The sequence below is a fragment of the Streptomyces durmitorensis genome, from assembly GCF_023498005.1.
Taxonomy (GTDB): Bacteria; Actinomycetota; Actinomycetes; order Streptomycetales; family Streptomycetaceae; genus Streptomyces; species Streptomyces durmitorensis.
Map to the genome: position 1 here is coordinate 3,701,660 of NZ_CP097289.1, position 14,299 is coordinate 3,715,958.

General features: G+C 70.3%; 14 protein-coding genes. 10 read left to right on the plus strand and 4 right to left on the minus strand.

The genetic code is table 11. From position 1 onward, the window contains the following. Positions 1-9 precede the first annotated feature (9 nt). From M4V62_RS16395 to M4V62_RS16405, 3 genes are all read left to right on the plus strand, one after another. Entirely contained in the window at positions 10-291 is a 282-nt protein-coding gene (locus M4V62_RS16395) for a hypothetical protein (protein ID WP_249588007.1), read from the plus strand. Positions 292-420: 129 nt separating this feature from the next. Next, positions 421-672 carry a chaplin gene (locus M4V62_RS16400; RefSeq protein ID WP_249592861.1) on the plus strand — a complete coding sequence of 84 codons (252 nt, stop codon included), beginning with the start codon at positions 421-423 and terminating at the stop codon, positions 670-672. Positions 673-921: 249 nt separating this feature from the next. After that, entirely contained in the window at positions 922-1,425 is a 504-nt protein-coding gene (locus M4V62_RS16405; protein ID WP_249588008.1) for a DUF5949 family protein, read from the plus strand. A 96-nt stretch (positions 1,426-1,521) separates the two neighbouring features. Here the strand turns inward: M4V62_RS16405 and M4V62_RS16410 are convergent, their stop codons facing one another. Next, positions 1,522-1,731, minus strand: a complete 210-nt coding sequence (locus M4V62_RS16410) for a hypothetical protein (RefSeq protein WP_249588009.1) — start codon at positions 1,729-1,731, stop codon at positions 1,522-1,524. Between the two features lie 133 nt (positions 1,732-1,864). Here M4V62_RS16410 and M4V62_RS16415 point away from each other — a divergent pair, with 133 nt between their 5' ends. The 4 genes from M4V62_RS16415 (at position 1,865) to M4V62_RS16430 (ending at position 4,457) form a co-directional block, all read left to right on the plus strand. Further along, entirely contained in the window at positions 1,865-2,515 is a 651-nt protein-coding gene (locus tag M4V62_RS16415) for a vitamin K epoxide reductase family protein (protein WP_249588010.1), read from the plus strand. Positions 2,516-2,596: 81 nt separating this feature from the next. Next, on the plus strand, positions 2,597-3,097 hold the full coding sequence (locus tag M4V62_RS16420) for a hypothetical protein (protein WP_249588011.1): 501 nt from the start codon (positions 2,597-2,599) through the stop codon (positions 3,095-3,097). A 24-nt stretch (positions 3,098-3,121) separates the two neighbouring features. After that, positions 3,122-3,538: a tyrosinase family oxidase copper chaperone gene (locus tag M4V62_RS16425; protein ID WP_425575061.1), complete on the plus strand. Its 417-nt coding sequence runs from the start codon at positions 3,122-3,124 to the stop codon at positions 3,536-3,538. A gap of 46 nt (positions 3,539-3,584) precedes the next feature. Next, on the plus strand, positions 3,585-4,457 hold the full coding sequence (locus M4V62_RS16430) for a tyrosinase family protein (protein WP_249588012.1): 873 nt from the start codon (positions 3,585-3,587) through the stop codon (positions 4,455-4,457). A gap of 74 nt (positions 4,458-4,531) precedes the next feature. On the opposite strand, the gene M4V62_RS16435 is transcribed toward M4V62_RS16430, so the two are convergent. Then, complete coding sequence (locus tag M4V62_RS16435; protein WP_249588013.1) at positions 4,532-4,825, minus strand: chaplin; 294 nt, start codon at positions 4,823-4,825, stop codon at positions 4,532-4,534. Between the two features lie 177 nt (positions 4,826-5,002). On the opposite strand from M4V62_RS16435, the gene M4V62_RS16440 reads away from it, so the two are divergent. Further along, a complete protein-coding gene (locus tag M4V62_RS16440; RefSeq protein ID WP_425575060.1) occupies positions 5,003-5,251 on the plus strand; it encodes a hypothetical protein in 249 nt (82 codons plus the stop codon). 346 nt (positions 5,252-5,597) lie between these two features. Further along, positions 5,598-7,685, plus strand: a complete 2,088-nt coding sequence (gene fusA / locus M4V62_RS16445; RefSeq protein ID WP_249588015.1) for an elongation factor G — start codon at positions 5,598-5,600, stop codon at positions 7,683-7,685. A 43-nt stretch (positions 7,686-7,728) separates the two neighbouring features. Here the strand turns inward: fusA and M4V62_RS16450 are convergent, their stop codons facing one another. Both M4V62_RS16450 and M4V62_RS16455 read right to left on the minus strand, forming a co-directional pair. Next, complete coding sequence (locus tag M4V62_RS16450) at positions 7,729-9,357, minus strand: beta/alpha barrel domain-containing protein (RefSeq protein WP_249588016.1); 1,629 nt, start codon at positions 9,355-9,357, stop codon at positions 7,729-7,731. A 177-nt stretch (positions 9,358-9,534) separates the two neighbouring features. Beyond that, positions 9,535-10,281: a YwiC-like family protein gene (locus M4V62_RS16455; protein ID WP_249588017.1), complete on the minus strand. Its 747-nt coding sequence runs from the start codon at positions 10,279-10,281 to the stop codon at positions 9,535-9,537. A 319-nt stretch (positions 10,282-10,600) separates the two neighbouring features. Between M4V62_RS16455 and M4V62_RS16460 the strand changes: the two genes are divergently transcribed. Further along, a complete protein-coding gene (locus tag M4V62_RS16460) occupies positions 10,601-14,272 on the plus strand; it encodes a nitrate reductase subunit alpha (RefSeq protein ID WP_249588018.1) in 3,672 nt (1,223 codons plus the stop codon). Positions 14,273-14,299: the final 27 nt, after the last annotated feature.

Sequence of the window (14,299 nt, forward strand, 5' to 3'; positions counted from 1 at the left end):
AGGAACACGATGAAGCCCCTGAAGGCTGCCGCCGTCGTTGCCGGATCCCTGGTCATCGCAGGTGCCGCCGCACCCGCCTTTGCCGCCGACCTCACGCCCACCAGCCTGAACGGTGCCCTGGACACGATCACCAGCCAGCCGACGCTCGACGCGGCCCCGGTGGCCACCAATGCCCTTGACGCCGAGAACAAGGACTCGGTCGTCAACAGCGTGTCAGGTGCCGCTGATGACCTGCACGCGGGCGGCGGCGCACCCGGCAAGCTTCTCGGCGGACTTCCCCTCGCGAAGTAGAACTCTTTCCTGCTCCTTCCGGACGGCGCATTGCGCCGAATGAAGGAAGCAATTACCTGGGCGTGTTCCTGCTGAGGCTTCCGCGAACAGGTCCATAAGGTAAAGAAAATCCGAAGGGAAGGTTTGATGATGAACACTGCCAAGAAGGCTGCTCTCGTCCTTGCCACCGCCGGTCTCGCCGCGGGTGCCGCCGCAGGCAGCGCCTTCGCCACCGACGGCAGCGGTTCCGCCGCCGAGGGCGCGGCTGTCGGCTCGCCCGGCGTCCTCTCCGGCAACCTGGCCGAGGTCCCGGTCCACGTACCGGTGAACGTCGCGGGCAACACGGCCAACCTGATCGGCGCCCTGAACCCGGCGTTCGGCAACACGGCCGTCAACAGCTGACGCACCCCCCGAGAAGTACTGCCGCGAGCACACGGCACGCAGCAGTGAGGGCCGGTTCCGCAGACGCGTTCTGCGGAACCGGCCCTCGGGCTTTCCCCGCCCCCGCACTCCTGTGCAGGGCCTCAGTTCGACTGAAGGGTTCCGGAGTTCGACCGGCGCGTGCCCCGATCGTGTGATCGCTCGCCCGCACTCACCCAGTCAAGTGACAGGCGGGTCCGGGACATCAGGTCCCATCGATACCGTTCCGGGATGACCTCGACATCGAGCGAAACCCGCACCTTCCGACCCGCCGATCTGGGCACCCTCACCGTGGTCGCCTGGAGTGGTGAACACCCCGAGGACGAGAAGGACATGGCCTTCCTGCTCGCCTACTCGCTGGGCGACGGCGAAGGCGGTCCCGAGGCCGCGACCGAAGCCATCGAGCACCTGCTGCGCAACACCGGGCTCCCCATCGGCGGCCCTGTCGTGGAGAGCTCCCGCAACCCGAGCCTGCCCCTCACCCTCCTCGTCGAGGCCGGCCAGGCCGTCCTGAACATGCCGCACCTCAACGCCCAGTGCGTCGTACCTCCGGAGTGGCTCGCCGCGGTGGGCGAGCGGGGGCACGCCTACTTCATGTTCACCACGCGCCCCTGGCCCGAGGCCAAGCCCGGGGTTCCGCTCGCCGAGGAGGACCTCGCGGCCTTCGCGGGCGCCGAGGAGACCATGACCAGCGCCGCGCACTGCCTGCTCACCACGAAGAGCCTGCGCGGCTAGGCGCGCCGTCGGCGGGCCCGCACCTGGCAGGGCCCGCCGGTCGGGACGGACCGGCGGGCCCAGGCACTGCGTGACGCGGTGGTTCAGCGCATCGCGTCAGAGCAGGCCGAGGTTCAGGTCCAGCAGGTCGTGGTCGTGGCCGTGGTGGTGGTGATGGTCGTCCCAGCAGCCGCCGTGGTCGCACGGGTGGGAGGCCGCCGCCTTCTGCGTGGGAACTGCCGCCGCCTGAGCGGAAGTTGTGAGCGGCACCGCCACGGCCAGGGTCAGCATGGCGGTCGCCGCGGCACGACGAAGCGTGATCTTCATGGGGGATCTCCTAGATCCGTTGGGGACGCGACCGACGCTAATCAGCCCCACAGACCCTGTCCTGCCGAGAGATGCACGACTACTGCAAAAGGGTGCCGACCCCGCCGCCCGCGAACCAGTGAGGACTCAGCCGATGACCACCAAGACGCCTCTGCCCGCGGCCCGTACGCCCGAAGCCCCGTTAGGGCGTGTGGGCCCGCCATCCGGTGGTGTCGGCGGGAGCCGTGCGTTCGCGCTGCTTCTGGTGATCACGGGTGCGGCGGGTCTGCTGGCGGCGTGGGTCATCACGCTGGACAAGTTCAAGCTTCTTGAGGACCCGGACTTCACGCCGGGCTGCAGCCTCAATCCGGTGGTCTCCTGCGGCAACATCATGAAGAGCGAGCAGGCGTCGGCCTTCGGGTTCCCGAACCCGATGCTGGGCATCGCCGCGTACGCCGTCGTGATCTGTGTCGGCATGAGCCTGCTTGCCCGGGCGCGCTTCCCGCGCTGGTACTGGCTGACGCTGAACGCGGGCATGCTCTTCGGGGTCGGTTTCTGCACGTGGCTGATGTACCAGTCGCTCTACGAGATCAACTCGCTGTGCCTGTGGTGCTGCCTGGCCTGGGCCGCCACGATCACCATGTTCTGGTACGTGACCTCGTTCAACGTCCGCAACGGCCTGCTGCCCGCGCCCGCCGGACTCCGTACGTTCCTCGGCGAATTCACCTGGGTGTTCCCGGTGCTGCACGTCGGCATCATCGGCATGCTGATCCTCACGCGCTGGTGGGACTTCTGGACCAGCTGACGCGATGGTGGCCGACTATCGGACCATTGCTACGGACGGTGGAATTCTGCGCTGGGATGCTCACAGGATCGTTTCCCGGTCATGAAGACGACAACCCGAGTAACGCTCGCGGCCCTGCTCGCCGGTGTGTCCGCCGCGACCGCGGCCCCCGCCCAGGCCGCGGAGCACGCCCCCGTGGCCATCCCGCTCAACGGCCTGGAGTGGGCCCTGGACACCCAGGCTCCCGAGATCAGCACGGGCGTACCGATCCCCATCCCCGGAGGACCCGATCAACCACGCTTCGACGAGGACCGGCTCCTGCCCGAGCGCGAGCTCCCGCAGTTCCCCGTCTCCACCGATCTGCCCGCGACCCGGGTGGTGACCCCGCTCGACGACGCCCTGGGAGAGGTCGGGTTCGACCGCATGGACGTCGCGACGCGGGAGTCGGACGTGCGGACATCGACACCGGGAGCCTCGCTGAACGCCCCGGCGACGGGGCCGCGGCCCGATCACTTCGGGCTCCCGGGGGCGGCCCTTCCCCAAGCAGCCCTGCACGCACCGCTGTTGCAGGCACAACCGGGGGCCGATCTCGGCCTCTCGTAAGGCATACGCAAGGAGGCATCACCCGTGGTCAAGGGAGCAGCGGCCGAAGGTCCGAGCGCGGGGCGGTTCACGCGCCGGGCCACGATGTGGAATCTCGTCGGATTCGGCTTCGCCGCCGTGACGGCGCCGGCCGCTCTCCTGTGGTCGACCCGGAAGGCGGCTGACCGGCCTCCGTCCGACGATCTCGGTGAAGGCGCGTTCGACGAGATGTACGAGGGCCGGCACATCCGCGGTTCAAGGGCCGCCCCAGGTCATCAACACCCCGGCGCCTCCTGGGACATCACGGTCGACGGCCGTCCGCTCCACCTCATGCGGCGCGCCGACGGCAGCTATCTGAGCATGATCGACCACTACCAGTCGTATCCGACGCCCCTCATCGCCACCCGCAGGGCAGTGGACGAACTCGGCCGCGGCCGGCAGCTGCGCAACGCCGACGCCTGATCACTGCCCCGCACATCGGCACACCGGACCGGAGGAGCGAACCGAAGTGGTCTACACGCGCAAGAACCAGGCCCGGCTGACCAGCGCCGAGAAGCGGCGCTTCGTCAACGCGCTGCTCGAGCTCAAACGCAAGGGCGAGTACGACGAATTCGTCCGGACGCACATCGAGCACTACGTGTCCGACGGGGACAGCGGACTGCGGGTGGCCCATATGACGCCCACGTTCCTGCCCTGGCACCGCAGGTTCCTCCTGGAGTTCGAGGGAGCCCTGCAACGGGTGGACCCCGCGGTGACCGTCCCGTACTGGGACTGGACGGTGGACAGGACGGCCGGCGCCTCGCTCTGGGGCGGCGGGCTCATGGGCGGCAACGGGCGGCGCTCCGACCGGCAGGTCATGACCGGTCCGTTCGCGCGCAAGAACGGCGACTGGGTCATCAAGGAGGGGGAGACGGACGTCGACTTCCTCATGCGCGACTTCGGCCGGCCGCAGGACCCGATCGAGCTGCCCACCGAGGAGCAGCTGGCCTGGGCCCTGCGCGACCCGGTGTACGACACGCCGCCCTGGGACTCCACCTCATCGGACGGCTACCGCAACAAGCTGGAGGGGTGGACGACCGGCGTCGGCAACAACAAGTGGCGCAACCACAACCGCGTCCACCGCTGGGTCGGCGGGCACATGCTCGGCGGTGCGTCGGTCAACGACCCCGTGTTCTGGCTGAACCACGCCTTCGTGGACCTGCTGTGGGACCGCTGGCAGGCGCGGCACCCCAGATCCGCGCCCTACCTGCCCGACAAGCCGCCGGAACCCGGCAGCGGCCCGCTGCACGGCCGCATCGCCTCCCTCCACGAGCCGATGCCCCCCTGGGGCGCCAAACCCGACGAGCTGCTCAGCCATCGCGGCATCTACCGCTACGCATGACGAAGCCGCGTGACAAAGCCACGTGACAAAGCCCCCGGCGGTCGATGACCGTCGGGGGCTTTCACACTGGGGGGTCAGCCGCCGTAGCCGCCGGGACCACCGGGGTGGCCCGGGTTGCCGTGGCCGCCGTCGGCGTTGACGCAGGTGTTGCCGAACGCCGGGTTCAGCAGCCCGATGACGTCGACAGTGTTGCCACACACGTTGACCGGGACGTGGACCGGAACCTGGACGAGGTTGCCGGAAAGGACGCCGGGCGAGCCGACGGCCGCACCCTCCGCGCCCGCGTCCGCCATGGCCATACCGGTGCCACTGAGCACCACGGCGCCCGTGCCGAGGGCAACAGCGGCTGCCTTCGCGATGCGAGACATCACGTTCTCCTTTGAATTGACGAGTACCGCCGCATGCACGCGGCCGTACTGTCCCTTCAACGGCGACAAGGTCACCAGGTAACGGCACTGATCGGTACATCATTGGTGAAATCGGCCGGGACCCCGTGTCCAGTGCTCTCCCGAGCCGTTGCGCATCACATGATCTCAACACGCCGCATGGCCGCCGTCCTCGCTCTCGCCGCCGGTGCCACCGCCCTGGCCGCACCCGCCGCGAGCGCCGCCATCTCCCCCACCGACACGATCGACTCGCTCGCCGCGTCATCGATCCCGGAGGAGCACCGCGCCGAGGTGCCGTCCGTCACGAGCCAGCTCAACGGGCTCAACGACCTCTACCAGCTCCAGCAGCTGCACCAGCTGACCGACCTGGCCGCACCGGTCACGGGTGTGCTGCCCGCGGTGCAGTAGTCACGCGCCACGCGCGCAAGCCGGGGTCGGGTCCATGAGGGCCCGGCCCCGGAGCCGTTTTATTCCGGTGACCATGGAGGGTCCGGGCCCCTAGACTCGCCCCGTCAGCCGCTGCCGCCGTAGAGGGTGTCGCAGCCGTTCAGTCAAGTGAGGGGGCCGGGCCATGCGTTGCCGCACAGCTGCCCGCAGCCCCCTGTCACGGTTCGACGTGATCCTGGTGTCTTCGCGTGCGCGGTGCCGGCTGCGCGGCCGTCACTGAGCATCCGTGGCGAAACTCTGACCCAACCCTGAGTACGTCCGGACATCGCGCTGCCCTGCCCCGCATCACACCGAAAGGCCTCGGGCCGTGCGCACCAACACCCAGCACCTGTCCGCCCGTTCATCCGCCGACGTACGGAATCTCGGCATCCTCGCCCACGTCGACGCCGGCAAGACCACCGTCACCGAGCGGATCCTGTTTCTGACCGGCGCCACCCATAAGAGAGGCGAGGTCCATGACGGCACGACCGTCACCGACTTCGACACGCAGGAACGCGACCGCGGGATCACCATCTTCGCCGCGGCCGTCAGCTGCGCGTGGGACGGCCACCGGATCAACCTGATCGACACGCCGGGCCACGTCGACTTCGCCGACGAGGTGGAGCGCTCGCTGCGGGTGCTCGACGGCGCGGTCGCGGTGTTCGACGCCGTCGCGGGGGTCGAGCCGCAGAGCGAGTCGGTGTGGCGGCAGGCCGATCGGTACGGCGTGCCGCGGATCGCGTTCATCAACAAGCTGGACCGTGCGGGCGCCGATCTCGACACGGCGGTCGCCTCGATACGGGACCGGTTGCACACCGTCCCGCTGGTGGTGCAGCTGCCGATCGGGCGCGAGGACGCGTTCACCGGCGTCGTGGACCTGCTGCGGATGCGCGCCCTGGTCTGGCACACGGGCCGTGACACGTACGACGTCGTTCCGGTCCCCGAGGCCCTGCGCGAGGAGGCACTCCGGCGCAGGCACGTCCTTGAGGAGACGGTGGCGGAGCTGCACGCGGGCGCGATGGAGGAGTACTGCACGGCGTCGGAGCTCTCCACCGCGACCCTGTCCGGCGCGCTGCGCGACCTCACCCTCAGCCGTGAGGGCGTCGTCGTGCTGTGCGGCTCCGCCTACCGCAACCGCGGGATCGAGCCGCTGCTGGAGGCCGTCGTGTCCTGTCTGCCGTCGCCGGTGGACGTCCCCGCGGTACGCGGGACCCATGGCGACACCGTGCAGGAGCGCGCCGCCGACCCCGCGGCTCCGTTCGCCGGGCTCGCCTTCAAGGTGAACGCGACGGCGACGGGACGGCTGACGTATGTACGCGTGTACTCGGGAACGATCGCGAAGGGAGAGACAGTGATGGACGCGGGCACGGGCCGCACCGAACGGATCGGCCGCATCCTGCGCGTGCAGGCCGACCGGCACGCGGAGCTTGACCGGGCGACCGCCGGGGACATCGTGGCCGTGGTGGGCCTGAAGACGGCCCGCGCCGGCACCACACTGTGTTCGCCCACGGCACCGCTGGTCCTCGAACCGCCCACGGTGGCCGCTTCGGTGGTCTCGGTGGCGGTCGAGGCCCACAGGAGCGTGGACACCGGCAGGCTGTCGTCGGCTCTGGCGCGCCTGGTCGAGGAGGATCCTTCGCTGGCGGTACGGGTTGACCGCGAGACAGGTCAGACGCTGCTCTCCGGCATGGGCGAGCTGCATCTGGAGGTCGCGGTGGAGAAGATCCGCCGTGCCCACGGCATCGAGGTCGGCGTCGGCCGGCCTCAGGTGGCCTACCGCGAGACGGTCGTGCGCGGCGTTTCGGGTCTCGTCCACCGGCACGTCAAACAGGACGGCGGCGCGGGGCAGTTCGCGCATGTGGTGCTCGACGTCGAACGGCTGGAGGTGCGGGAGGGCATGGCTCACGCCTTCGTCTTCGGCTCCACCGTCACCGGCGGCCGGGTGCCGCAGGAGTACGTCCGCGCGGTGGAGGCGGGCTGCCGGGACGCTCTCGCGGAGGGCCCCCTCGGCGGCCACCCGGTGACGGGCCTGCGGGTCACGCTGACCGACGGCGCGACCCACTCCAAGGACTCCTCGGAGATGGCGTTCCGTACGGCGGGCAGGTTCGCGCTGCGTGAAGCACTGCGGGCGGCCGTCCTTGAACTCCTTGAACCGGTGGTCGAGTTGACGGCGACGGTGCCGGAGGACGCGGTCGGCGGCGTACTCGGCGACCTGGCGGCGCGCCGCGGCCGGGTCACCGAATCGGCCACGCGCTCCGGAACGGCCGCGATCACGGCGACGGTGCCGCTGGCCGAACTGTTCGGCTACGCGTCGCGCCTGCGCAGCCGTACGCAGGGGCGTGGCACGTTCACGACCCGGCCGATGGGTTATGCCTCCGTGCCGACGGCGGTTTCGGCCGGGGTGCTCGGCCGGTAGGCGGGCGATGGGGGTCACGCCCCGCAGGGCGTGACCCCCCATGTCAGCTGGGCTCCTTGGCGGAGCCAAGCAGCCAGCGCACCACGTCGACCGCGCCGTAGGGTGCGCCGTCCGGGCTCAGCTCGGCCAGGAAGCCGAGATCCTGGCCGAGCGTGGCGATGAGGGGTTCGACGCCGCCGTGGGGGCGTCGCTGGCCGAGTCCGACCGTGGCGAGCAGTCCGTTGCACAGGCACAGCCGTCCCTCGGTGGCGGCCGGGTCGCCGCCCTTGCGCAGATATTCGGCCTCGGGTTCGGCGGGGCAGCGGTAGCCGATGGTCCCCTTGGGGGTGCGGTAGGGCGTCCGCAGATATCCGAGGTCGCAGACGCGGCGGCGGCCCGCGATGACACCGGGGTCGGAGAGGGTGCCCGGCAGCTTCGCGACCTTGAAGGGGAAGCCGGTCGGTGAGGCCAGGGGGTCGTTGCGCACCGCCAGGGCCCCGGCGTGGGCCCGCTCCGTCAGCTCCCCGCGCAGGTCCGGGTCGAGCCCGGAGTCCTCGCTGAGCGCGAACGCGCTGCCGATCTGCACCCCCGTGGCCCCGGCCGCGCTGGCCGCCGCGAGCCGGTCGGGGTGGGCCGTGCCGCCGGCCAGCCAGAAGGGGATGCCGAGTGCGGCCATCCTGGCCAGGTCGGGGTGGTCGCGGGGGCCGTAGACCGGGTCACCGTCCGGGTCGAGCCGCAGCCTGCCGCGCGGCGGTGCGCTGTGCCCGCCCGCGCCGTGGGTCTCGATGACGAAGCCGTCGGGCCGGGTGACCTCGTCCCTGGCGAGGTACGAGGCGAGCACGGGCAGCGAGACGATGGCGAGCACGTCGGGCCTGCGGAGGCCTGTCACTGCGGAGTCGGCAACACCCTTGGTGGACAGGGGTGTTGAGGTGGGGCCTGCACGCAGTCCGTCGATCTGTACGTCCTGCACGCGACGCGCTCCCCTGCCGGATCCGCCGTCGCAGCGGGCCTCCTCCGCCGGGGCGCCGCCGCCGGTCAAGGCCGCTCTCGGGTCGAAGGGGTGGGCGTACGCCTCGTCGTCCCCCTCCACCGTGACAGCGACCGTCACCGGCTCCGCGCGGGCAAGGCGTGAGGCCAGTTCCGGGACGTGGCCGGGGACGCCTGCGCCGACGAGTACGCAGTCGACGCCCGCGAGTATCGCCCCGAACAGGGCGGGCGCGAGGCCCAGTTCGACTTTCCCCAGGTAGTTGATGCCTGCCCGGCCCTCATGCCCCTCCTTGGCCAGCCACACCTCGACGAAGTTGCCGAGCATGGTGAGCAGCTCGGCGGGACGGCCCCGCTCGGCCCGCAGCATGGGCACCGTACGGAAGCGTTCGCGCTCGCCGATGCCTCCCTCGACGTAGAAGCGGTCGATGACCTCGGCCGCCAACTCCGGTACGGGGAAGGCCGCGAGGGCGCGCCGCACGTCGCCGTCCGGGTCGCCGAGCTGGAGGCGGCGCGCGAGAACCGCGTCGAGTGCCGTGCCGGAGACGACGCCGAGCTGTCCGGCGCGGGAGACGGCGCGGGCGAGGCGCCAGTCGGAGACGCCGACGCCCATGCCGCCCTGGATGATCCGGGGCAGCGCCCGGCCCGCTTCCGGCCCGCCCGCCTCCGTCCCGCCCACTCTCGTCCTGCGCACAACGGTCTTCGGCATAGCGCTCAACCTCGCTGCTCGACCTCCGGAACCTACGGAACCGTAGGTTCCGCCCGAGGCCCAGTCTGGGCCACTCCCGCCCGCCGGGACCACGGCGAAGGACCTGTGCCGGAGGGCCCTTCGGCCCTTGTCGTCCTCGGCCCCTTGTCGTCCTCGACCCCTTGTCGTCCTCGGCCCTCAGTAAGCGAGCAGCGTCACGAGCAGGGCCGTCGACAGGCCCACCTCGATCAGCCCCACGGTGCGGATCCGCAGGCCCCGTCCCGGCAGCAGCGCGGCGCGCAGGAGGCACAGGGCGAACAGCGCCGCGAGCGGCGGGTGCAGGAGCGTCGCGCAGATCAGTGCCGCGCAGTGGTAGGCGATCGAGCCGATCCGGAAGCGGCGGTTGCGGCGCTCGCGGATCATGGACTTCACGTACAGGACCGTGCCGCCGAAGTAGAGGAGGCAGGCGGCGAACGGGCCCATGCCCTCGCCGGGCGGCTCACCGCCGACGCGCAGCGCGACCAGCAGCATGGCGCACGCGGGCACGATCGCGACCAGGCCGTTGACCAGCGCCCTCTCCCGGTTGCGCAGCGCGTAGAGGGTGTTCACCGCGAAGAACGGCAGCGCGGCGGCGACCGCCACGGCCAGCCAGGGCCGCAGCACGAGGAGCGGTGTGCCGAGCAGGATCAGCGCGGTCGCGAACGTGAGGAACGGGCGGACGTGGCGCTCGGCGGCGCGAGGGTTGCGGGAGCAGCGGCGCAGCCGGATGTGCTGCTGGAGGTGGAAGGCGGTGGCGTAAGCCAGCAGCCAGCACACGAAGAGCGGCAGGTGCAGCCACCGCGGATCGCCCAGGAAGGTGCCTGCCGCGAACGGAACGGCGAGCATGGCCCAGGCGCCGTGCTGGTCGGGTATCCACTTGGAGCGGGCGTGCGCCCTGCTGTTCATGAGAGACAAGCCTTCCCAGGAGCGACCGGCAGCGGCCGACGACGACCGGCAGCGGACCGGCAGCGGACCGGCGGCGAACCGGCGGCGACCGGAGCGGCCACCGGCGGGCCAAAAGCCCCTTCGTGCGCGCTATTTGGCCCTGAGTTCCACCATGTCACGTGCGCGTACACCGAATTGCGGAATTAGGTCACTGCCCACTGGGACTTAAGTCCCCGGGTTCTGCCTGGTCAGCGGGCATAGGCTCGCAACAGGCCACCGAATTTCCCGGCGAGTTGTCGGCAAGTCACGGCCGGAGTCTTTTCCATTTCGGAGGGTCAAGTTGCGGCAGAATCAGCGCGGAGCCGCGGAGACGCTGCTCAAGGCCGGACGGTATTTCAGCCGTGCCGACGTTTCCGATGACCTGCGGTCGGTGCACCACACCGGCGGGCGCGACGGCGAGGCCTTCTACCGGGACCGCTGGAGCCACGACAAGGTGGTGCACTCGACGCACGGCGTGAACTGCACCGGCTCCTGCCGCTGGAAGGTCTTCGTCAAGGACGGCATCATCACCTGGGAGACCCAGGCGACCGACTACCCCTCGGTCGGCCCGGACCGCCCCGAGTACGAGCCGCGCGGCTGCCCCCGCGGCGCCTCCTTCTCCTGGTACAGCTACTCGCCGACGCGCGTGCGCCACCCCTACGTGCGCGGCACCCTCCTCACGATGTACCGGGAGGCGAAGAAGCGCCTGAAGGATCCCGTCCTCGCCTGGGCCGACATCCAGCGCGACCCGGTGCGCCGGCGCTCCTACCAGCAGGCGCGGGGCAAGGGCGGACTCGTCCGGGCGAGCTGGGAAGAGGCGGTGGAGATCGCCGCGGCCGCGCACGTGCACACGATCAAGGAGCATGGGCCCGACCGGGTGGCGGGCTTCTCCCCCATCCCCGCCATGTCGATGGCCTCGCATGCGGCGGGGGCCCGCTTCCACTCCCTCATCGGCGCCCCGATGCTCTCCTTCTACGACTGGTACGCGGACCTGCCGGTCGCATCCCCGCAGGTCTTCGGCGACCAGACCGACGTACCGGAGTCGGGTGACTGGTGGGACGCCGCGTATCTGATGATGTGGGGCTCGAACGTCCCGGTGACGCGCACGCCGGACGCCCATTGGATGGCGGAGGCGCGCTATCGCGGCCAGAAAGTCGTCACCGTGTCCCCCGATTTCGCGGACAACACCAAATTCGCCGACGAATGGATGCATCCGCACCCCGGAACGGACGGCGCGCTGGCCCTCGCGATGGGCCACGTCATCCTCAAGGAATTCTTCGTCGACCGGCAGACGGACTTCTTCACGGACTACGTACGTCAATACACCGACCTGCCGTTCCTGGTCACCCTGCGCGAAACCGATCAGGGTCTGGTCCCGCACAAGTTCCTGAGCGCCGCCGACCTCGGCGAGTCCACCGACACCGAGAACGCCCGCTGGAAAACCGTCCTTATCGACGACACCACCGGCGAGCCCGTCGTCCCGAACGGCACCCTCGGCCACCGCTGGGGCAGCGACGAGACCCCCGAGTGGAACCTCGACCTCGGCGACACCGTCCCCCGCCTCACCCTCTACGGCGAAACCCCGCACGGCGATGCGGGAGCGGACACCGCCGAGATCGTGCTGCCCCGCTTCGAGGAGGACGCGGACGCCACCGTGCGGCGCGGCGTGCCGGTCCGGCGGATCGGCGAGCACCTCGTCACCACCGTCTTCGACCTGATGCTGGCCCAGTACGGCGTCGCCCGCGACGGCCTGCCCGGCCAGTGGCCCACGTCGTACGACGACGCGTCGCAGCCCGGCACCCCCGCCTGGCAGGAGACCCTCACCTCAGTACCGGCCGCCCAAGCTGCGCGTGTGGCACGGGAGTTCGGGCAGACAGCCGAGCAGTCCAAGGGCCGCTGCATGATCCTCATGGGGGCCGGAACCAACCACTGGTTCCACTCCGAGACCATCTACCGCGCCTTTCTGGCCCTGCTCACCCTCACCGGCTGCCAGGGCCGCAACGGCGGCGGCTGGGGCCATTACGTCGGCCAGGAGAAGTGCCGCCCGGTCACCGGATGGGCCACCCTGGCCAGCGGCTCCGACTGGGCCCGGCCGCCCCGGCACATGATCGGCGCGGGCTGGTTCTATCTGCACACCGACCAGTGGCGCTACGACACCCTGCCCGCCGAGTCCCTCGCGTCCCCGCTGGCCGACGGGCACTTCGAGGGCATGAGCGGCGCCGACTGCCTTGCCGCCTCCGCTCGCATGGGCTGGATGCCCTCCTATCCCACCTTCGACCGCAACCCTCTGGAGCTGGGTGAGGCGGAGGACCCCGTTCAGCACACGGTCGACGAACTCAAGGCGGGACGCCTGAAGTTCTCGGGCGAGGACCCGGACGCGCCGGGCAACTGGCCGCGCGTCCTGACCGTGTGGCGTGCCAATCTCCTCGGCTCCAGCTCCAAGGGCAACGAGTACTTCCTCAAGCATCTGCTCGGCACCCACTCCAACCTCCCCGACGACGGACCGCGTTGCGCTCCGCGCGACGTCACCTGGCATCAGAAGGACGTCGAGGGCAAGCTCGACCTGCTGCTCGCCATGGACTTCCGCATGACGTCCACGACGCTGCTCGCCGACGTCGTGTTCCCCGCCGCCACCTGGTACGAGAAGCACGACCTGTCCTCCACGGACATGCACCCCTTCCTGCACGCCTTCACCCCGGCCGTCGACCCGCCCTGGCAGGCCCGCTCCGACTTCGACGCCTTCCTGACGCTCGCCCGCAGGTTCAGCGAGCTGGCCGCCGAGCACCTCGGCGTACGGAAAGACGTGGTCGCCACCGCGCTTCAACACGACACTCCCGGCGGGGAGATGGCACAGCCCGGCGGTGTCGCGCTCGACTGGTCGAAGGGCGAGTGCGAGCCGGTGCCGGGGCGCACCATGTACAACCTGGCGGTCGTGGAGCGCGACTACGGCGCCGTCGGCGAGAAGTTCGCCGCGCTCGGCCCGCTGATCGACACCCTCGGTGTCACGACCAAGGCCATCACCTTCGACGTAGGCGAGGAAGTGGCCTACCTCGGGGAGAAGAACGGCACGGTGAGGGGTGGTGTCGCCGACGGACGGCCCCGTATCGACACCGCCCAGCGTGCCTGCGAGGCGATCCTCTCGCTCTCCGGGACCTCCAACGGGCGCCTCGCCACCCAGGGTTTCGAGACCCTGGAGAAGAAGGTCGGCACCAAGATGGCGCACCTGGCGGCGGAGGCCGAGGGCAAGCGGGTCACCTTCGCCGACACCCAGGCCCGCCCGGTCCCGGTCATCACCTCGCCCGAGTGGTCGGGCAGCGAGTCCGGCGGCCGGCGCTACACCGCGTTCACCGTCAACACCGAGCACCTCAAGCCCTGGCACACCCTCACAGGCCGCCAGCACTTCTTCCTCGACCACGACTGGATCCACGAAGTCGGCGAGGCGCTGCCCGTCTACAAACCGCCGCTCAACATGCATCGCCTGTACGGGGAACCGCAGTTGGGCCAGGTCGACGAGAAGACGGTCGCCGTGCGCTACCTCACCCCGCACAACAAGTGGGCCGTGCACTCCATGTACCAGGACAACCTGTACATGATGTCGCTCGGCCGGGGCGGCCAGACGATCTGGATGTCGCCGCAGGACGCCGAGGCGATCGGCGTGGCGGACAACGACTGGATCGAGGCGGTCAACCGCAACGGCGTCGTCACCGCACGCGCGATCGTCTCCCACAAGATGCCGCCCGGCACCGTCTACATGAACCACGCCCAGGAGCGCACGGTCGGCGTCCCGCGCACCGAGAAGACCGGCAAGCGCGGCGGCATCCACAACTCGCTCACCCGCGTGATGCTCAAGCCCACCCATCTCATCGGCGGATACGCCCAGTTGACCTGGGCGTTCAACTACCTCGGCCCGACCGGGAACCAGCGCGACGAGGTCACCGTCGTACGCCGCCGCGCCCAGGAGGTGCAGTACTGATGCCCCGTGACGGAGTCACACATGGAC